Annotated in this window: 12 protein-coding genes; 10 read left to right on the top strand and 2 right to left on the bottom strand. The window is 62.6% G+C overall.

Features of this window, described 5'->3' with window-relative positions; translation table 11 throughout:
* Positions 1–47 precede the first annotated feature (47 nt).
* Both ACIQT2_RS03365 and ACIQT2_RS03360 read left to right on the top strand, forming a co-directional pair.
* The gene (locus ACIQT2_RS03365) at positions 48–4,904 is read left to right on the top strand and encodes an NAD-glutamate dehydrogenase (RefSeq protein WP_402943561.1); all 4,857 of its coding nucleotides are present in this window, start codon (positions 48–50) and stop codon (positions 4,902–4,904) included.
* A 30-nt stretch (positions 4,905–4,934) separates the two neighbouring features.
* Positions 4,935–6,404, top strand: a complete 1,470-nt coding sequence (locus tag ACIQT2_RS03360) for a sensor histidine kinase (RefSeq protein ID WP_400329891.1) — start codon at positions 4,935–4,937, stop codon at positions 6,402–6,404.
* Between the two features lie 75 nt (positions 6,405–6,479).
* Here ACIQT2_RS03360 and ACIQT2_RS03355 read toward each other — a convergent pair whose 3' ends face one another.
* The gene (locus ACIQT2_RS03355; protein WP_003804966.1) at positions 6,480–6,728 is read right to left on the bottom strand and encodes a WhiB family transcriptional regulator; all 249 of its coding nucleotides are present in this window, start codon (positions 6,726–6,728) and stop codon (positions 6,480–6,482) included.
* A gap of 242 nt (positions 6,729–6,970) precedes the next feature.
* Between ACIQT2_RS03355 and ACIQT2_RS03350 the strand changes: the two genes are divergently transcribed.
* Entirely contained in the window at positions 6,971–7,480 is a 510-nt protein-coding gene (locus ACIQT2_RS03350) for a hypothetical protein (RefSeq protein WP_402943558.1), read from the top strand.
* On the opposite strand, the gene ACIQT2_RS03345 is transcribed toward ACIQT2_RS03350, so the two are convergent.
* Positions 7,477–11,562: an FtsK/SpoIIIE domain-containing protein gene (locus tag ACIQT2_RS03345; RefSeq protein ID WP_402943555.1), complete on the bottom strand. Its 4,086-nt coding sequence runs from the start codon at positions 11,560–11,562 to the stop codon at positions 7,477–7,479. The two genes, ACIQT2_RS03350 and ACIQT2_RS03345, sit on opposite strands and share 4 nt — an antisense overlap.
* A gap of 184 nt (positions 11,563–11,746) precedes the next feature.
* Here ACIQT2_RS03345 and ACIQT2_RS03340 point away from each other — a divergent pair, with 184 nt between their 5' ends.
* From ACIQT2_RS03340 to ACIQT2_RS03310, 7 genes are all read left to right on the top strand, one after another.
* Positions 11,747–12,364, top strand: coding sequence for an acyltransferase (locus ACIQT2_RS03340; RefSeq protein WP_400329897.1), 618 nt, complete (start codon positions 11,747–11,749; stop codon positions 12,362–12,364).
* Positions 12,361–13,452 (top strand): DegT/DnrJ/EryC1/StrS family aminotransferase, encoded by a 1,092-nt coding sequence (locus ACIQT2_RS03335; protein WP_400329899.1) that lies wholly within the window; start codon positions 12,361–12,363, stop codon positions 13,450–13,452. Before ACIQT2_RS03340 ends, ACIQT2_RS03335 begins: the two co-directional genes overlap by 4 nt.
* Positions 13,452–14,438 (top strand): Gfo/Idh/MocA family oxidoreductase, encoded by a 987-nt coding sequence (locus ACIQT2_RS03330; RefSeq protein WP_400329902.1) that lies wholly within the window; start codon positions 13,452–13,454, stop codon positions 14,436–14,438. Before ACIQT2_RS03335 ends, ACIQT2_RS03330 begins: the two co-directional genes overlap by 1 nt.
* A gap of 184 nt (positions 14,439–14,622) precedes the next feature.
* Complete coding sequence (gene glf / locus ACIQT2_RS03325; RefSeq protein WP_400269810.1) at positions 14,623–15,807, top strand: UDP-galactopyranose mutase; 1,185 nt, start codon at positions 14,623–14,625, stop codon at positions 15,805–15,807.
* Positions 15,804–17,804, top strand: a complete 2,001-nt coding sequence (locus tag ACIQT2_RS03320) for a glycosyltransferase (RefSeq protein ID WP_402943551.1) — start codon at positions 15,804–15,806, stop codon at positions 17,802–17,804. The genes glf and ACIQT2_RS03320 overlap by 4 nt, the downstream gene beginning before the upstream one ends.
* Positions 17,765–18,664 (top strand): ABC transporter permease, encoded by a 900-nt coding sequence (locus ACIQT2_RS03315; RefSeq protein WP_402943548.1) that lies wholly within the window; start codon positions 17,765–17,767, stop codon positions 18,662–18,664. Before ACIQT2_RS03320 ends, ACIQT2_RS03315 begins: the two co-directional genes overlap by 40 nt.
* On the top strand, positions 18,665–19,396 hold the full coding sequence (locus ACIQT2_RS03310) for an ABC transporter ATP-binding protein (protein ID WP_397322323.1): 732 nt from the start codon (positions 18,665–18,667) through the stop codon (positions 19,394–19,396).
* Positions 19,397–19,401: the final 5 nt, after the last annotated feature.

The following is a 19,401-nucleotide window of genomic DNA, read 5'->3' as shown; positions in this document are numbered from 1 at the left end:
TGGGCTGCAGAGTCGCAGCAATCGACAGGTAATGGAGGCGTTTGTAGATGTCGTCAGGGTCCAGCGTGGAGGATCGGTCCGATGCAGCAGTTGTCCGGGAGGGGTTCTTCGGTGACTACTACGAGCACCTCGCCGAAGATGACTCCCGGGGTTACTCCCCGGAACTGCTGATTGCCCGGGCCAACAAGCATAAGAAGATCGCGGAGTCCCGCCGGCCCGGCAGTCCGATTGTCGAAGTGGACAGCGAAGCCGACCGAAGTGTCGTCTACATCGTGACCGACGACATGCCCTTCCTTGTGGACTCGGTCAACGCCGAACTGGTACGTCAGAACTGCGCCATCCGCCTGGTGATGCACCCCCTCTTCGTGGTGACGCGCGACCGCGTGTCCGGCGCCTTGAGCAAGGTCTCACGGGTTCCGTCCAACATTGGTATTTCCAGTGGCGACACGGCCGCCCTGCCCAGCGTTGCCCACCTGCTTGGCGACGGTGACAACGCTTCCCACATGGAGTCGTGGATTGCAGTGGAAGTTGACCGCGTCAGCGACGATGCCCGCGGTGAGCTGGTTGCCGGACTGGTGAGGGTCCTGGGAGACGTCAGGGCCGCCGTCGAGGATTGGCCCAAGATGCGGAGCAAGGCCCGTGAGTTGGCTGAAGCGTTGGGGACGGTCTCCCATCCCGAGCAAATCGCGGAACTCCGGCAGGCGCAGGACCTGCTGCGGTGGTTGGACAACGGGAACTTCACCTTCCTCGGCTACCGGGAATATGACCTCATTGATGACAATGGCGAGGATGTCCTGGAACTTCGCGAAGACAGCGGCCTTGGCCTGCTCCGCGCGGGCGACAACACCCGTCAAATCCAACACCTGACCGATGCCGGCCGCAAACGGGCACGTGAAAAGCGTGCCCTGGTCATCACCAAGGCAAACTCGCGGTCAACTGTTCATCGCCCGGCCTACCTTGACTACATTGGCGTTAAGAGCTTTGATGCCGCGGGCAACGTGAACGGCGAACGCCGGTTCATTGGTTTGTTCGCCACCAGTGCCTACACCGGATCTGTCCGAAGCATCCCTATTGTCCGGGACAAGGTGGACGCCGTGCTTCGCAATGCCGGGTTCCCTACCGATTCGCACTCGGGCAAAGACCTCCTGGGCATCCTGGAAACGTACCCCCGCGACGAGTTGTTCCAAATCGAGATCCCCGACCTCGCGGCGACCGCCACGGGAATCCAGAGGCTCCAGGAACGGCGCCGGACCAAGCTCTTCCTCCGGCCGGACATCTACGGTCGGTTCATGTCCGCCGTCGTGTACCTCCCACGTGACAGGTACACCACCAGCGTTCGGCTCAGGATCGAGCAGGAGCTTCGGGAGACTTTCCACGCAGAAAGCATCGACTACGAGGCCAGGATTACGGAATCAGCCCTCGCCCGCGTGTTCTTCCGAATCCGGCTGCCCCGCACCGCTGAACTCGCCGACGTCAACGTCCAGGAGCTGGAGCACAGGCTGATGCGTGCATCCCGTTCCTGGAGCGAGGGCATTGCCGAGGTCCTCCGGGAAAACCGGCCCGGCGACGATGCTGAGGTGTTGTCAACATTGTGGGCCGAAGCTTTCCCGGCGGGTTACCGCGTGGACTACGAGGTGGAAGACGCTCTTGAGGATATTGAGCGTTTCGAAAACTATGGAGCCCAGGCCGAACGTACGGGCGGGGCTGACGCCGGGATCCGTCCGGGTGTGCACGTCTACCTCCCGGAAGGGGCAGGGGAGTCCCTGGAGGAAGACGCCCGGGTAAAGCTCTACCTCATGGAGCCCAAGAGCCTGAGCCAGATACTTCCGTACTTCCACAACCTGGGCTTGGAAGTCCTGGACGAGCGTCCGTTTGAGATCGAAACCGCCGACCACCGCGACTTCTTCCTTTACGACCTAGGTTTGAAGTACCCCTCGGGGATCGATCCGCTCGCAACTGGTGACCTCCTTGCTGATTCCTTCGGTGCTGCCGTGACGGGCTCTGTCGAATCGGACAACTTTGACCGGCTGGTGCTTCGCGAAGGCATTCACTGGCGGCAGGTGACAGTGCTGCGTGCCTACGCCAAATACATGCGGCAGATGGGCAACACCAACTCGTTTGGGTTCATCGCCGACACGCTCTTGGCCAATCCGGACGTTGCCCGCGGGTTGATGGCGTTGTTCGCGGCCCGGTTCGACCCGACGGTGGAAGACGGGCAGCGCCCCGCCCGGCAGGCCGCCGCCCGCTTGGCGCTCACCGAGGCAATCGACCAAGTCGCCACGCTTGACGCCGACCGGGTGCTGCGCACGTTCGTCAACCTGATCGAATCGACGCTGCGGACCAACTACTTCCAGGACAAGGGGTACCTGAGCTTCAAGCTCGATCCCACCACTATTGATGGGCTGCCCTTCCCGCGTCCGATGTACGAGATCTGGGTCTACTCACCCCGTGTCGAGGGCGTCCACCTTCGTTTTGGCAAGGTGGCCCGTGGCGGCCTGCGCTGGTCGGACCGCCGGGAGGACTTCCGCACCGAAATCCTGGGCCTCGTCAAGGCGCAGACCGTGAAGAACGCAGTGATTGTCCCGACAGGAGCGAAGGGCGGATTCTTCGCCAAGAAGCTGCCGAACCCGGCCGTCGACCGTTCGGCCTGGATGGCTGAGGGCATCGAAAGCTACAAGACGTTCATCCGTGGGCTGCTGGACATTACAGACAACCTGGTGACTTCCTCCGACGGCGAGCGGCTTGTCCCGCCGTCGGACGTTGTCCGTCACGACGGCGACGATTCCTACCTGGTGGTCGCGGCGGACAAGGGAACGGCAACGTTCTCCGACACAGCCAACGGGCTGGCCGCCGAATACGGTTTCTGGCTTGGTGACGCTTTTGCGTCCGGCGGTTCAGTGGGTTACGACCACAAGGCCATGGGCATCACTGCCCGTGGCGCGTGGGAATCCGTCAAGCGACACTTCAGCGAACTCGACCTCGATACCCAGACCGAAGAATTCACTGTGGTGGGCGTCGGCGACATGTCAGGCGATGTCTTCGGCAACGGCATGCTGTTGTCGCGCCATATCAGGCTCGTGGCTGCCTTCGATCACCGGCACATCTTCCTCGACCCTGCACCTGACGCAGCCTCCTCGTTTACTGAGCGGCAGCGCTTGTTCGAACTGCCGCGCTCGTCATGGGATGACTACGACCGCTCGCTCATCAGCGAGGGCGGCGGTGTCTACGCGCGCCAGGCCAAGACCATCCCCGTCTCCGGGCAGGTCCGCCAGGCGCTGGGATTGCCTGAAGGCACCACCCAACTCAGCCCGCCGGAGTTGCTCCGGGCGATCCTCCTGGCGCCGGCAGACCTGCTGTACAACGGCGGGATCGGCACCTACGTCAAGGCCAGCACGGAAACCAATGCCGTGGTGGGCGACAAGGCCAACGACTCCATCCGCGTGGACGGCAAGGACCTGCGGGTCAAGGTTGTCGGCGAGGGCGGAAACCTTGGCCTGACCCAGCGAGGCCGCATCGAGGCCGCCTTGCAGGGCGTCATCCTCAACACCGATGCGATCGACAACTCAGCCGGAGTGGACTGCTCGGACCACGAGGTCAACATCAAGATCTTCGTGGACCGCATGGTTTCGGCCGGCAAGCTGGACGCGTCCGAACGGGCTGCGTTCCTGGCCGACATGACTGACGAGGTGGGACGCCTGGTCCTGCAGGACAACATCGACCAGAACATCCTGTTGCTCAACGACCGGACCCGTGTTGCCGAATGGAGCCCCAGCTATGAACGACTCATGGACTGGCTCGAGAAGTCGGCCGACCTCAAACGCGACCTTGAGGCACTGCCGTCCACCGAGACGCTGCGGCAGCGGCTCGAACAAGGCCAAGGACTGACGTCGCCGGAGTTGTCCGTCCTGGCGGCCTACGCCAAGATCGAACTCGGAGCGGCGCTCCGCGACAGCAACCTCGCGGATGATCCTTGGTTCAAGGACACCATCCGCTCGTACTTCCCCAAGCAGCTTCGCGACAAATTCGACGCCGAACTGGACACCCACCCGCTGCGTCGGGAGATCATCGCAACGGTGGTGGCGAACGACATCATCAACCTGGGCGGCATTACCTTCGCTTTCCGGGCCATCGAGGAGACCTCGGCCAACGAGGTGGCTGTTGCCAAGGCGTTCGTGGCCTTGCGTGAGATCTACGACCTCGATTCGATGATTGACGAACTGAATGCCCTCCCGGCCTCGTTCCCCACTGAGCACTGGAGCGAAGTCCACCTGGACATCCGGCGCCTCCTGGACCGCGCCGTCCGCTGGGTACTGGGCCAGAGCATCGCTTCGCAGCCGATTGCCGAGGTGGTGGAATCCTTCAAACCGATGATGGCACCGTTGCGCGGCCGATTGCTTGACTACCTGCGCGGTGAGGACAAGGAACGCATTTCCGGTTGGCTGGACAAGGCCCGTGGCTGGGAACTTCCGGATCACCTGGCACACAGGTGGGCGGAGCTCTTCGAAAGCTATGCGCTTTTGGACATCGCACGGATTGCACAGGCCCGCGACACCAGCGTCGAGGACGTGTCACAGGTCTACTACACCGTGTTCAACCGGTTCCACGCTGATTCGCTGCTGGAACGCATCAGCGCATTGCCCCGTGATGACCGGTGGCAGGCGTTGGCCCGCGCTGCCTTGCGCGATGACCTCTACTCCACCGTGGCGGATATGACGACGTCGGTCCTTGAGTCGAGCGACGCGGGAACCGCCGCCGAGGATCGCCTCAAGGCGTGGGAAGGACAGAACGCCGAGCAACTCGGACGCGCGAAGACCATGTTCGACGAGGTGAATGCCCTCGAAGCCGACGACATGGCCTCACTGTCGGTAGCATTAAGGCTCTTGAGGTCAATCGTCCGACGCTAGCGTGGTGCCCGCGTCGTAACTGGAGGTGCAGTGGCAATCTTTACGGACCCCATCAGGGAACATGCTGATTTCGGGCCGGGAGATGCTGAATGGCTGCACCTCCTGGTCGGCGACTGGCAAATGGTCGCCGACTTGGCGTTCGCGGACCTCGCTTTGTGGTTTCCGCATCCCGAGCTCGGTTACATAGCCCTCGCCCACGTCCGTCCGTCGACATCCCACACGGTGTTCCACGCGGACTTCGTTGGCGAGGGCATCCGCTCCGACCTGCGTCCCTTGGTGGACAAGGCTTGGAACAGCCGCTCGATCGAGCGCTCCAGCGAAACAAGCTGGAGCAGCGAAATGGCCTTGCGTGTTGAGGCCGTTCCGATGGTCCGCAACGGCCGGACCCTCGCTGTAGTGACCTCGCACATGGATTTGTCGAGTTCCCGTATGCCGTCGCGGCTTGAACTGACGTATCGCCAGTGCGCCTATGACCTCCTCCGCATGGGAACCCTTGGGCTCTGGCCGGACTTCGCGTCGCCAACGGGTTCCCGCCGCGGCGCTCCGCGTGTGGGTGACGGCTTGATTCGGCTCGATGCCGACGGCGTGGTGCAGTACGCGAGCCCTAATGGAGTCTCCGCTTTCCGCCGGCTTGGCGAAGTGGAATCCCTCGAGGGCAGGTCACTGGCCGAGGTCACGGCCGGGCTGCTGAAGGACCGCCGGATGGTCGATGAGACGCTGCCTTTGGTGGTCACCGGACGCATGCCCTGGCGCAGCGAAATTGAGTCCCGCGGCGTCAGCCTCTCACTGAGGGCCATTCCCTTGCGGGACGAACAGCATCGCTTTGGCGCCCTGGTCTTGTGCCGCGACGTCTCGGAACTTCGGCGGCGGGAAATGGAGCTGGTGACCAAGGACGCCACGATCCGCGAAATCCATCACCGGGTGAAGAACAACCTCCAGACGGTGGCGGCACTCCTCCGGATGCAATCCCGACGCATGGTCAGCGACGAGGCAAAGCAGGGTTTGGAGCAAGCGATGCGCCGCGTGGCGACCATTGCGCTGGTTCACGAGACGCTGTCCCAGGGGTTGACGCAGAGTGTGGACTTCGATGAACTCATTGGACGCCAATTCAGGCTCTCGGCGGAGGTCGCGTCGCCATCGCAACACGTCCGCACCGAAAGGTCAGGGATGTTCGGTGAGCTGCCCAGCGACTTCGCCACACCCCTGGCCCTGGTGATCAACGAGTTGGTGACCAACGCCGTCGAGCATGGCTTGGAAGGGCGGACCGGGACTGTTTGGCTGTTGGCCGACCGCGCGGCGGGCGACGGAAACGACGAATTCCTGACCGTAACCGTCGCCGACGACGGCGTGGGGCTTCCGGATGGACAGTACGCCGAAGGCCTGGGTCTCCAGATCGTGCGGACGCTCGTGACAAGCGAACTGGGGGGAACCATCCAATGGAGCCCGCGTGACGGTGGGGGTACCGCCGTCGACATCGTCCTCAACCTGGCCCGCGGCTAAGCCGGGTGTCGATGCTTAAGCCGAAAGACCGCGGACCAGATTGGTCCGCGGTCTTTCGCTTTGTGTGTCGCGCGCCTAGGAAGCTCGACGTGCGCGGGCTGCGCGGCGCTTGAGGGCGCGTCGCTCGTCCTCGCTCATGCCGCCCCAGACGCCGGCATCCTGGCCGGACTCAAGGGCCCACTGCAAGCAGGTGTCCACAACGGGGCAGCGGCGGCAAACACTTTTGGCTTCTTCTATCTGGAGAAGTGCAGGTCCCGTGTTTCCGACTGGGAAGAAGAGCTCCGGGTCCTTGTCGAGGCAGGCTGCGCGATTACGCCAATCCATGCTGATCAGTCACTCCATTCGTGTGAGAACTAGGTGAGAGCCTCTTGTGAAAACATTCACGAGAGGCCCCAAAGGAAAGGGGCCCGCACGGGCCCCCTTGGTCATCTGAGTCAAGCGTTTCATGTTAACGCCTTGTAAACAAGGGGTTTTAGTTGGTGAAATGCCCGGAATCCGTGAGCGATGCATCACATCAGCTGCCAGTGCCCTCACTGCTCAATGACTATCTCGGGTAGTGTGCCAGTGTGTCAAGACCTCCCGCCAACCCTGCCCAGCCATCCTCAGGCCACGATGGAAACGACGATTCAACCCGCCTTCCGGCCACGGCGAAATCCGCTGGTCCAGAACAGGACCGGGCCGGCCGGCCGACAGGCATCGTGGTCATCTCCATAGTCGTGGTGCTTGAGGCACTTGCCCTCCTGGGAGCTGCGGCTTGGTATGCCTTTGAACTGCTGAGTGGTGCGCCCGTCCTTACCTTCTGGGGGGCTGTCTTCACTTTGGGGCTGCTGCTGGCGTTCTCAGCCTGGTTGTTCGCGGTGGGACACTTCCTCTTCCGCGGGTACAGGTGGACCAGGGCAGCTGCGCTGGTTGCGCAGCTGTTCGTCCTGACCATTGGATTCCCGACGATGTCCGGCGGGTTGATCCTTCCTGGCCTGGCCATGATTGTTCCGGCACTTGCCGCGCTGGTGTTCCTGTTCCAGCGTCCAGTGATTTCCTACGCGTCACGGACCGGTGGTTCGCAGGGCGCCATTTAGCACTGCCGGCTCTGGTCGAAGACCGCTTGGAAGGGCACCAGTTCCTTGCCGCTGATCCGCAGACCGCGGCCGGGGATGGCCTGGCCATCCACGGGCAATCGGACGCCGAGGATATCGGCGTCCAGGGGAGACCCGGGTGCCAGGACAATCCCCATGCGGCTGGCTTGCACGTCGTCAATAAGGGGTAACTTACGGTGCAAAGCCGGGCTTGTGGTTGCGGTCATGATGATGCCGCGCGTCTTTCCCACGAGGCTGGCCAGTGCTTGGCGTGCCTCCGGATCCAGTGTGTCCGCGTCGTCAACCAGCAACAGGCACTCCGGATCGCAACTTCCGGACAGGAAACCCAAGGCTGCCTTGGCCCAGAACGGTCCGGGTTGTTCTCCTGGCCCGGGGCGGATCCACTGAGCGCGGGGGTTGAGGGCCTGAAGCGTGTTGAGGATGGATGTCTTTCCTGAGCCGGGTGTGCCGAGCACAAGGCTCAGGCCCTGCGGCCTGAGGGGCAGTGCCACCGGAACTGCCTCGTCTCCGCCCAGCCCGATCCAGAGGTTCGGCGAATCAAGGGAAGCAGCGCCGCGAACCCTGAGCTCAAACAGTTCCCGATCGAGCCGGCGTGGAAGGGCCCGGATGCGGAACGGTGGTTCTGATGTGCTGGTCCGTCGTTGAAATGGCTCTGTGGGTCCCGCCGGAGCGTCGCGGAATTGGGCGGTGGAGGGTTCACCATGCGCGATGGTACCGAAGACCACGGCCCTTCCCGGGACCGGCTGTGTCTCCGGGAGCCGGGGCCAATGAAACCGTGATTCGTCTGTTGATGCCGTGGGAAAGAAAGCACGGTTTGGAATGGCGGCAAAGAAGCGTGAGCCGAGCAGTTCGCGCTCGCCACAGACCAACACGGTAACGCCGAGCGCTGTGCCATCCCTGACGATATCGCGGAAAAGGTCTTCCGCCCCGGCCCACTGGCTGGCCCTGAAGGCGGCTTGCCACGCGCACCAGCCCGCCACAACAAGGACCAAGGGCGACTGTTGCCTCTTGGAATGCGCGGAACTGCGTCGTTCGGCCATCTCTTGGGACAGCCGCTCCAGGACCCGTACTGCCAACGGCAGTTCGTGGAGGCCGGCGGCAGCGCCAAACTGGCGTGACTCTCCGGCCGGCCCGAGCATGCCAACGGCGTCGAGGATGTAGAGATGGGGACTGCCCGGGTGGGTTTCAAGAGCGGCTGTTACTGCCTGAAAGCTCTGGTGCATGCCGCTGGCTCCACTGCCGATCATGGCCAGATGGCCTTCGGACTGCGGTGCCCATTGAAGGATCTGAACCGTCTGGCATTCAGGCCTGTCCAACAGGCCGAGATCGACCAGCAGCGCGGAGTCCTGGGGCAACGACGCGTCGCCCTGGCTTTCCGGACCACGCGGTGGGGCAAGTGCAGACAAGTCCGTGTCCCAGGGAATGCCGGACGGGAGCGGAACATGTATGGGAGGGCGCGGGGTACCCCCGCCATGAGCTTGCCATGCCGTCCCTATGGCGGACACCACCGTGGCAAGGCCAGTGCGCGCGGCCTGGCCAGGTCCATCAGGACGTGCCGAGGGTAGGTGTCCCGTGTTCAGGGCGTTGCGCGCAGACTTCACCAATGACGCGTCGCCGGCAGTGCCGGGGGAGTCCCCTCCGCTGACATCCAGGCAGGCTGATTGGAATTCCTCCGGGGCTCCGGACGCCCGGACCAGGAAGGCGCGGCCTGGGATACGGACGGGGATGGCCGCTGCGGCCTTGGAATTGATGATGTCCATGGATTCGCCGTCAGACTGGACGCGAAGTGCGATGCTGGACGTTACGTTTGCGCGGATATCGGAGGTCAAGGCGCCTTGGGGTCTCTGCGTGGCCATGACCAGGTGGATGCCCAACGACCGGCCGATCGTGGCGATGCGCATAAGTTCGCTCAGGGCCGCAGGGGCCTCGTCCACCAGCATCCGGAATTCGTCGACAACGAGCATCAGGTGGGGGATGGGCAAGGCATCCGCGTGCTGCGAGCGCAGGTACCCGGCAAGATCCGCAGCTCCGGCTGCGGACAGGCGTTCCTCGCGGTACCTGATTTCAGCCCGCAGGGAAGTCAACGCCCGCTCCAGCTCATAACTGGCGAGGTCCGTGAAGATGCCGACGCAGTGTGGCAGTGATGTCAATGGCCCCAGCCCTGAGCCGCCCTTGAAGTCGATGAAAATGAAGACGACGTGCTCCGGAGTGTATTTGAGCGCCAATGAGGCTACGAGTGTCCGAAGCAATTCCGACTTGCCGGAGCCCGTGGTACCGGCGATCAACAGATGCGGTCCGTCAACGTGGAAGTCGAACGTCAGGGGACGGTGCGCGTCCCTGCCGAGGATTGCCTCCAGGTTCTTGTTCCGGCTTTCCGATGTCCAGCGCCGGATCACGCTCCGGGGCCTCGTTGATGCAAGTTCTTCGAGTGAACACTGTGCGGGTATGACGGGGTTTTGCCCGGTGGTTTCCCGCGCTTCCCTGCCTGCGAGATGCCGGCATGCCCGATCGAAAGTGAGTTCCGAAACCAAATCGGGAACGAATGGCAGCGCCGTTCCACCGGCCTTGATTCTGGCTGACACACCGGAGGCATCGAGTTGGACGACGTTGCCTGGTTCATCGTCCGCCCCGCTGGCATGGATGATGAGCTGCCAGGAGGCAGCTTTCGCCGCAGAGATCAGGGCCTCGTAGTCGTCGAACAGAGGGAAGGGGTCCAGGATGATCAGTTTCCCGGCACGCCTGCCCTCAAACCCGCGGAGGGCGTTCAATGCCGAGGAATTGTCTGAGACTAGAACAAATCCGTCCAGGAACCGGGCGGACAAGGGTAGCCGGTGGGCTTTGCCGAGCAGGATCGCGGGGATGCCCGAGGCCAGGGGAAAGCTGGCCAGTTGCACCACCATGAAGCGGACCAGACCGTCTATGTGGCGGCGTGGTCCAAGGAGGGTCACTGTTGATAGGGACGGATCCAACGTCACGGGAGCGGCTTCAAGTGCGGGCGGACTGAAAGAGGGGTCCTGCGGTACCACCCGGACGTTGGACAGCACCCTTCCCACACCAAGCCGGAGCCAGACGGGGACGTCCAAGGTGCCGAGGCAAGGGTCTGCCACGCCGGTCTCCGGCGCGGAGGAGGATACGGCAAGGGGAAAGGGGGTAACTTTCCAGCCGGGGCCTTCTCCCACCTGGCCAGCAGCGATGCTGATCTCTCCCGCGGAGGGCGAGCACCGCCGTCGTCGATCTGCGTCTTCGCGGACGGCCCGCTCCAGGGCTGTCCGGAATTCCTGGTGCCCCTTCCTGCCCGCGATAGCCGGAACCAGCAGACTGGCAGCGGAGATGGCCGTAAAGCCGAGGAACATCCACATGCCGGTTGCCACTGCGAGCCCCACTCCAACAAAGAGGGGGAGCAAGGCGCCGATGGCAGTCGCCCAACGGTTTCGCGGGGGAGTCTTTCGGTTGACATCGAGCGGTTCCTGCACGGATCTGCCGGCTTCGGGCGGTAGGCCCGGGCTGCCCCCGGTGGACGCGTGGATCGAGAATTCCGAGTTGCCGCAGCGCACCTTCGACGATGAAGTTAAAACGGAGCGGCGGGCACGCCTACCGTCTACATGTACTAAGCCGGACGTCTCCTTCAGACGGAGCGCGGTTGCCGAAACTTCCAACAGGGCATGATCACGCGACATACCAGGATCCGGGAGCGAGACATCGCACCTTCCCCGGCCGATGGCGTACCGTCCACGCTCCAGGACGAACACGGCACCGGCGTCCGGCCCCGAGTGCGCCAGCAGCATCAACGCCGACGCCTGAGCCATATCTGCTTGGGCACCTGTCCCACGCTTGCTGACAGCGCCGTCCACCAACACCGAGCCATTCACCAACGGGGGCTTTCCCACTGTCAACGTCGCCACGTCCACTCCCGCAACGGAGATCACGCCGGCGTCGCGCGCCACTGTCAGCAGATTCTGCAGCCGGTCACCCGGGGTGCCGTCGGCGACATCGATGGAAAGCTCCTCGGACTGCGATTGAAACGCCGCTGCAGGGCCGCGAACAAGAGTGCACTCAAGGGGCATCGGCTGTTCCTTTCGATTGCGCCGGGGAGGGAGCGGGACCTTTGCCTTCGACGCTACGCAGGCAATGCCCTTGTATTCCCGTACTGGGAGCGGCTATGTGGACAACTTTGCTGTGTCTTGCCGCGCAAAGCCGGCTTGACGCGGGTGCATGGTGTCTCGGCTAAGATGAAACTCGTTGTCGCGTGTGCTCAATGAGGAAGGACCTTCACCGGTGATAGTGGTTGCAGAGAGCGCCGATGTTTCAGACGAGGCCGTAATTGGTGAGGGATCCAAGATCTGGCACCTCGCACAAGTCCGCGAAAAGGCCGAATTGGGCACCAATTGCATTGTCGGTCGCGGTGCCTATATCGGCACCGGAGTAAAAATGGGAGACAACTGCAAGGTCCAGAATTACGCGCTCGTTTATGAGCCCGCCGAGCTTGAAGCCGGCGTCTTCATTGGTCCGGCCGTGGTCTTGACGAACGATACCTACCCCCGTGCAGTTGGCCCCGACGGGAGCCTGAAGAGTGCCCACGATTGGGAACCTGTGGGGGTGACCATCCGCGAGGGTGCGTCCATCGGCGCCCGCGCTGTCTGCGTGGCACCGGTAACCATCGGCCGGTGGGCCACCGTTGCCGCGGGAGCAGTCGTGGCCAAGGACGTGCCCGACTTTGCCTTGATGGTTGGCGTTCCCGCGAAGCGGCATGGTTGGGTTGGCAAGGCAGGTTTCCCGTTGAAGCGCAGTGGTGAGCACTGGGTATGTCCAGAAACGGGCGCCACATATGTTGAACAGAACGAGACTCTTCGAGAGGTAGAGGCATGAGCCCCGAATTCATTCCCCCCGCCAAGCCCATCATCGGCGACGACGAGGCAAAAGCCGTCACGGCTGTCATGGCCACCGGGCAGCTCGCCCAGGGCACCGAGGTTGCGGCGTTCGAGCAGGAGTTTTCCCAGGTCCTCCTGGATGGCCGGGCAGCAGTTGCCGTCAACTCGGGCACCTCGGGGCTCCACCTTGGCCTGCTTGCTGCCGGCATTGGTCCGGGCGACGAAGTGATCGTTCCCTCCTTTACTTTCGCGGCCACTGCGAACTCCGTCGCTCTCACGGGAGCAACACCCGTTTTCGCGGACGTCGATCCCGATTACTACACGCTTGACCCTGCTTCGGTTGAGTCCAGGATCACTGACCGCACCGCGGCTATCATGCCGGTCCACCTCTATGGACACCCCTTCGATGTCGACGCGATCGGCGCTTTGGCTGCCAAGCACGGCGTCAAGGTTTTCGAGGACGCAGCACAGGCCCACGGGGCGGCTGTCAACGGCCGCAAGGTTGGTACCTTCGGTGACTTCGCCATGTTCAGCCTCTACCCGACGAAGAACATGACCTCCGGCGAGGGTGGCATGGTGAGCACCGGTTTGGCCGACGTCGAACGACGCCTCCGCCTCCTCCGGAACCAGGGCATGGAGCGCCAGTACGAAAACGAACTGGTTGGCTTCAACTGCCGCATGACCAACATCCATGCGGCAATCGGGCGCGTCCAGCTGACCAAGGTGGAAGCCTGGACCAAGACCCGTCAGGAAAACGCAGCCTTCTTCGACGCCAACATCGAAGGCGTTGTGACCCCGAAGGTCGCTGAAGGCTACGAGCACGTGTACCACCAGTACACCATCCGCATTGCTGACGACCGGGACGGCTTCGCCAAGGCGCTGCGCGAGGAGTACCAGGTGGGCTGCGGTGTCTACTACCCGATCCCCAACCACCAGCTCGCCCCGTTCCGGACATCGGACGATCTCCCCGTCACCGAGGAAGCCGCCACCCACGTGCTGTCGATTCCGGTCCACCCTTCGCTGAGCCAGGATGACCTCGAGCGCATCGTCGCGGCGGTCAATGCTGTTGCGAAGGCAGGTAGCTAGTGGCGAACCTTCGCGCGGGGCTCATCGGGCTGGGCATGATGGGCCGCCATCACGCCCGCGTTATTCGGGAGCTCGAAGGCGTTGACCTCGTTGCCGTGGCGGATTCATTTGGTGATCCGCACAATGTTGCCGATGGCCTCACCGTATACAACACGGTGGAGGAGCTCATTGCGCAGGGGATCGACATGGCAGTTGCAGCCGTTCCCACCATTCTGCACGAGGAAGTGGCGCTCCAGTTGGCTGACGCGGGCATCCACTGCCTGGTGGAGAAACCCATTGCGAACGACTCCGAGTCGGGCCGGCGCATTGCCGAGGCGTTCGAGTCCAAGGGCCTCATTGGCGCAGTGGGTCACATCGAACGCTTCAACCCCTCCCTGCAGAGCCTCCGCGACAGGCTGGGAAACGGAGACCTCGGCGAGGTCTACCAGATCAGCACCCGTCGCCAGGGACCGTTCCCGGCACGCATCGCGGACGTTGGCGTGGTCAAGGATCTTGCCACGCACGATATCGACCTCACCGCCTGGCTTGCCCAGAGCAACTTCGTCAACGTTGTGGCCCACACGACCTCCCGGAGCGGCCGCGAGCACGAGGACATGGTTACCGCCATCGGCCACCTCAAGAGCGGCGTCGTCACCAACCACATCGTGAACTGGTTGTCGCCCATGAAGGAGCGCACCACGGTGGTCCTCGGCGAGCGTGGAGCCTTCATCGCAGACACCATCTCGGCAGACCTCACGTTTGTGGAGAATGGGACCTTCCAGACTGACTGGGATTCCATCGCGGCATTCCGCGGTGTCTCCGAGGGATCGTCCACGCGCTTCGCCCTGGCCAAGCGGGAGCCCCTCAAGATGGAACACGAGGCTTTCCGCGACGCCGTGCTTGGCAAGTCGCTGAATATTGTCACCATGGCCGAAGGACTGGAAACCCTGCGGGTTGCGGAGGCCGTCCTGGACTCGGCAAAGTCGGGTTCCGTCATCGCTCTTTGAGCTGCCAACCCGGCTGAGGGTTGTGGGGGAGGCTGGCTTTTGCCAGCCTCCCTTTGCTGTTCAGGGACCTCCCAGGTCCCTGCCCGGCAGTCCCCCGGATACGGGGAACCCGCGTCTCGTCGGGTAGCCTTGACCAGTAGACGTGGGCACTTCTGTGCCCGCACGCCAATACACAGGAGAGTTTGTGAACGCTGATCTCGTCGTCGTCGGCTCGGGTTTCTTTGGCCTGACCATTGCAGAACGCGCCGCTACCGAGTTGGGGCTGAAGGTCGCGGTGCTTGATCGCCGCCACCATATTGGAGGAAACGCCTACAGCGAGAATGAAGAGAAGACGGGAATCGAGGTCCACCGCTACGGCGCGCACCTCTTCCACACGTCCAACGAACGTGTTTGGGACTACGTGAACAACTTCACCAAGTTCACCAGCTACCAGCACAAGGTGTACACCAGCCATAAGGGCGAGGTGTACCCCATGCCCATCAACCTGGGCACCATCAACCAGTTCTTCCGTTCCGCGATGAGCCCGGCGGAGGCCCGTGCCCTGATCAACGAACAGGCCGGCGAGCTTGCCGGAACGGACCCGCAGAACCTCAACGACAAAGGCATCCAGCTTATTGGGCGACCGCTGTATGAGGCATTCATCAAGCACTACACGGGCAAGCAGTGGCAGACGGATCCCAAGGACCTGCCCGCAGAGATCATCTCCCGGCTCCCCGTCCGCTACAACTACGACAACCGGTACTTCAACGACACCTACGAGGGCCTTCCGGTTGACGGCTACACGGCATGGATCGAGCGGATGGCGGACCACCCGAACATCGAGGTCATCCTGAACACCGATTTCTTCGACGACGGCGAATTTGGCCGCTCCTCCGTCCTGGGCCAGGTTCCGGTCATCTATACGGGACCCGTGGACCGGTACTTCGACTACGCGGAGGGCGATTTGTCCTGGCGGACCATCGACCTTGAAGAAGAAGTTCTTCCCATTGAGGACTTCCAGGGCTGCGCCGTCATGAACTATCCGGACGAAGATGCCTCCTTCACCCGCATCCACGAGTTCCGTCACTTCCACCCCGAGCGGGACTACACGAAGGACGCCACAGTCATCATGCGGGAATTCTCGCGCTTTGCGGAGAAGGGCGACGAACCCTACTACCCCGTGAACACTTCCGATGACCGCAGCAAGCTGCTTGCCTACCGCGACCTGGCACGCGGCGAGAAGTCGGTGCTGTTCGGCGGCCGGCTCGGAACCTACAAATACCTGGACATGCACATGGCCATTGGCTCTGCGCTGTCCATGTTCGACAACAAGATCAAGCCGCACTTCACGGGCGGCGCCAAGCTGGAAAGCGGTGGAGTGGACGCATGACCGCCACGACTAACGAAAGTCAGGAGACTTCCATGACCGTTGCCCAAGCCGAGGCCGGCGACCAGGACCTTCGGATCGTCCAGCGCGTGGTCTTCCCCGCCAACCGGGACCTCGACACACTGCCTCTGTACGTTGACCCCGACACGAACAAGGTCCGCAAACAGGACGAGAACGGCACAGCGGTCATCCAGGCCGTCGGCATGGCCCGCAAGCTTCACCCGGAAGACATCCTGGACCGTGGCTCCGTTCAGGTCCGGAGGGGCGAGCGACTCTCCTTTGGCTCGTACTTCAATGCTTTCCCGGCCAGCTACTGGCGCAAATGGACCATTGCCACCAAGACGGTCCTGCACATCGAAACCGAAGGCGAAGGCACGGTCATCGTCTATCGCTCCAACGCCAGGGGAGCCTCGCAGCGCGTGGACTCCATCCTGGTGGAGGGCCAGGCGTCCAACGACGTTGAACTGACCCTGGCGCCCTTCGGAGACGGCGGCTGGTACTGGTTCGACCTGATCGCCGGCGGCGACGGAATGACGCTGAAGACTGCCCACTGGGCCGTTCCGTCCGAGGGCCGTCCGCAGGGCAAGGTGACCCTTGGTGTCACCACCTTCAACCGTGCGGACTACTGCCTCGAGACCATCAAGTCGATCGACGCCGACGCCGGACTCCGCCAGATCCTGGCCGAGCTGATCATCGTGGACCAGGGCAACAAGAAAGTCGCCGACGAGGACGGGTTTGATGCCGTAGCAGCCTCCATGGGAGACCAGCTGCGCATCATCAACCAGGGAAACCTCGGCGGTTCCGGCGGTTTCGCCCGGAACATGTACGAGACCCTGGTCACCGACAAGAGCGACTACGTCATGTTGCTCGACGACGACATCGAACTGGAAACCGAGGGCGTACTCCGTGCAGTTGCCTTCGCCGACCTCTGCCGCAAGCCAACGATCGTTGGCGGCCACATGTTCGACATGTACAACAAGTCGGTGCTCCACGCCTACGCCGAAGTCGTCAACTTCTACCGGTTCCTCTGGGGTCCGGTCGAGGGCCTTGGCAACCACGACTTCTCGGCTGAGGGGCTGCGTTCCACGCCGCTCCTGCACCGTCGCTGGGATGCAGACTACAACGGCTGGTGGATGTGCCTGATTCCGAAGGCGGTCATTGAGAAGATCGGCCTTTCGCTGCCCGTCTTCATCAAGTGGGACGATGCTGAGTACTCCCTGCGTGCCCGTGCCGCCGGGTTCCCGACAGTCACCCTTCCCGGTGCAGCCGTTTGGCACGTTTCCTGGGCTGACAAGGACGACTCCGTGGACTGGCAGGCCTACTACCACGAGCGCAACCGCCTCATCGCGACGCTCCTGCATTCCCCGTTCCCCAAGGGCGGACGCATCTTCCGGGAAAGCCTGAACACCGATATCAAGCACCTCGTGTCCATGCAGTATTACCCGGAGCAAGCGCGCATCATGGCCCTCAAGGACGTCCTTGAGGGACCGGGCAAGCTCCACGAGCAGTTGCCCACAACCATGCCCAAGCTCCGGGCCATGCGCGAGGACTTCGTCGACTCACAGGTTAAGACCGATCCGGGAGCGTTCCCGGAGGTGTTCCGGAAGCGTCCCCCGAAGAAGCCCCAGACGTACAAGCAGCCGGGTGCCCTGGGCCTCCTTCCGTGGGCAGTTAAGACTGTCCTGAAGCAGACCATCGCACCGGTCCGCGAATCGGCCGGAACCAACCCCGAAGCCCACGTGGCGCACCAGGACGGCAAATGGTGGAGCCTTGCGCACCTTGACAGTGCCGTCGTGTCGAACGCTGACGGCACGGGTGCTTCCTGGTACCGGCGTGATCCGAAGCTTGTCCGCCGCATGCTTGTGGAAAGCGCCCAACTCCACGCTCAGCTCTTCTCGAACTGGGAGGCCCTGCGCGCAGAGTACCGCGAGGCCTTGCATGAGATCACTTCGATGGATTCATGGCGCGAAACCTTCGACGCTTCGGAGCCCAAACAGTAGCGATGGCCGAGTCGACTGATACATATGCTGTTCCCGGGGTTGGTGCCGGGCTGCTGGATGTCTTCCGGCGCCGGTATCTCCTCAAACTGATCGTCCGCAAGGAACTGCGGGTCCGCTACCGGGGTTCCGTGCTGGGACTGGCCTGGTCCTACGTCAAACCCCTGGTCCAGTACTTGGTCCTGTTCCTGGCCCTGGGCATTGTCCTTCGGGTGGGGGACCAGATCCCCAACTACGCCCTGTACATGTTCTCGGGTGTGATCGTGGTGAATTTCTTCACCGAAGCGTTCTCCAACGCCACGCGTTCCATTGTGTGGAATGCCGCCTTGGTGAAGAAGATCTACCTCCCGCGGGAACTGTTCCCGGTGGCTTCGGTCTGGGTTGCCGCGGTGCACTTCCTGCCGCAGCTGGTGGTCCTGTTGGCGGCAGCGCTGCTCAACGGGTGGCACCCGGACGCCCTCCAGCTTTTCGGAGCGTTGCTCGGCTTCATCATCGTCGCCGTCACGGCCACCGGCCTGGGGCTGCTCGCCGGTGCCATCAACGTGTTTTTCCGTGATGCCGAGAACATCGTGGACATGCTCATGATGGTTGTTACCTGGACGTCCCCGGTCCTTTATGACTGGACCATGATCCGCCGCCTTGCTCCCGATTGGGCGCTGACGATCTACCAGCTGAACCCGGTGACCGTTGCCGTGGAATTGTTCCACTGGGCCTTTTGGTACCCGACCGTCACGAAGCCGGTTGAATTGCCGCCGCATCTCCTCATGACTGGTTTCGCCGGGCTGGGGATGGCCGCTGTGTTCCTTATCATTGGCCAGCTGGTGTTCCGCCGGCTTGAGGGCCACTTTGCGCAGGAGGTCTGAGTGGGCGCCGCAATCATTGTCAAGAACCTGAAGAAGACCTTCAACCTCCGCCATTCACACTCCTTGAAGGAGACGCTGGTTTGGCTGGTCAAGGGTCGCAAGGGCGAGCTGACCAAGAAATTCGACGCCCTGCATGACGTGAGCTTCGAGATCCAGCCGGGCGAGACGGTTGCTTTGCTGGGCTTCAACGGCTCGGGCAAGTCAACGTTGCTGAAGCTGATTTCGGGCGTGATCCTGCCGGACAAAGGGACGGTCCGTACCAAGGGCCGGGTTGCCGGCCTGATCGAAGTTGGCGCCGGGTTCCACCCGGATCTCTCGGGACGCGAGAACGTCTTCCTGAATGCTGCGATCCTTGGGATGACCGAGGAAGAAATCAATGCGAAATTCGACGAGATCGTCGCATTTTCGGAGATCGAGCAGTTCATCGACACGGAAGTGAAGTTCTACTCTTCGGGCATGTTCCTGCGCCTGGCCTTTGCCGTGGCGGTGCACACCCAGCCGGATATCTTCCTTGTGGACGAGATCCTTGCGGTGGGCGACGAACCGTTCCAGCGCAAATGCCTGGCGAAAATCAAGCAATTGTCCGATGAGGGCCGCACCCTTGTGGTGGTCAGCCACGACCTGGACATGATCGCCCGCATTTGTGACAGGGGAGTAGTCCTTTCGTCCGGTACCGTGCAATTCGAAGGTCCAGCAGACCAAGCCGTGGCTTGGTTGAGGGAACGCAACTAGTCCGG

This window comes from Paenarthrobacter sp. NPDC090522 (assembly GCF_044769225.1).
GTDB lineage: Bacteria > Actinomycetota > Actinomycetes > Actinomycetales > Micrococcaceae > Arthrobacter.
Note: the sequence above shows the minus strand (reverse complement) of the source record. Positions and strands in the feature narration are given on the sequence as shown.

Coding starts and splice junctions, on each gene's coding strand:
- ACIQT2_RS03345 (WP_402943555.1), bottom strand. CDS start 11,562: ATGCCCCTTGAGTGCACTCTTGTTCGCGGCCCTGCAGCGGCGTTTCAA.
- ACIQT2_RS03355 (WP_003804966.1), bottom strand. CDS start 6,728: ATGGATTGGCGTAATCGCGCAGCCTGCCTCGACAAGGACCCGGAGCTC.
- ACIQT2_RS03320 (WP_402943551.1), top strand. CDS start 15,804: ATGACCGCCACGACTAACGAAAGTCAGGAGACTTCCATGACCGTTGCC.
- ACIQT2_RS03365 (WP_402943561.1), top strand. CDS start 48: ATGTCGTCAGGGTCCAGCGTGGAGGATCGGTCCGATGCAGCAGTTGTC.
- ACIQT2_RS03335 (WP_400329899.1), top strand. CDS start 12,361: ATGAGCCCCGAATTCATTCCCCCCGCCAAGCCCATCATCGGCGACGAC.
- ACIQT2_RS03315 (WP_402943548.1), top strand. CDS start 17,765: ATGGCGCGAAACCTTCGACGCTTCGGAGCCCAAACAGTAGCGATGGCC.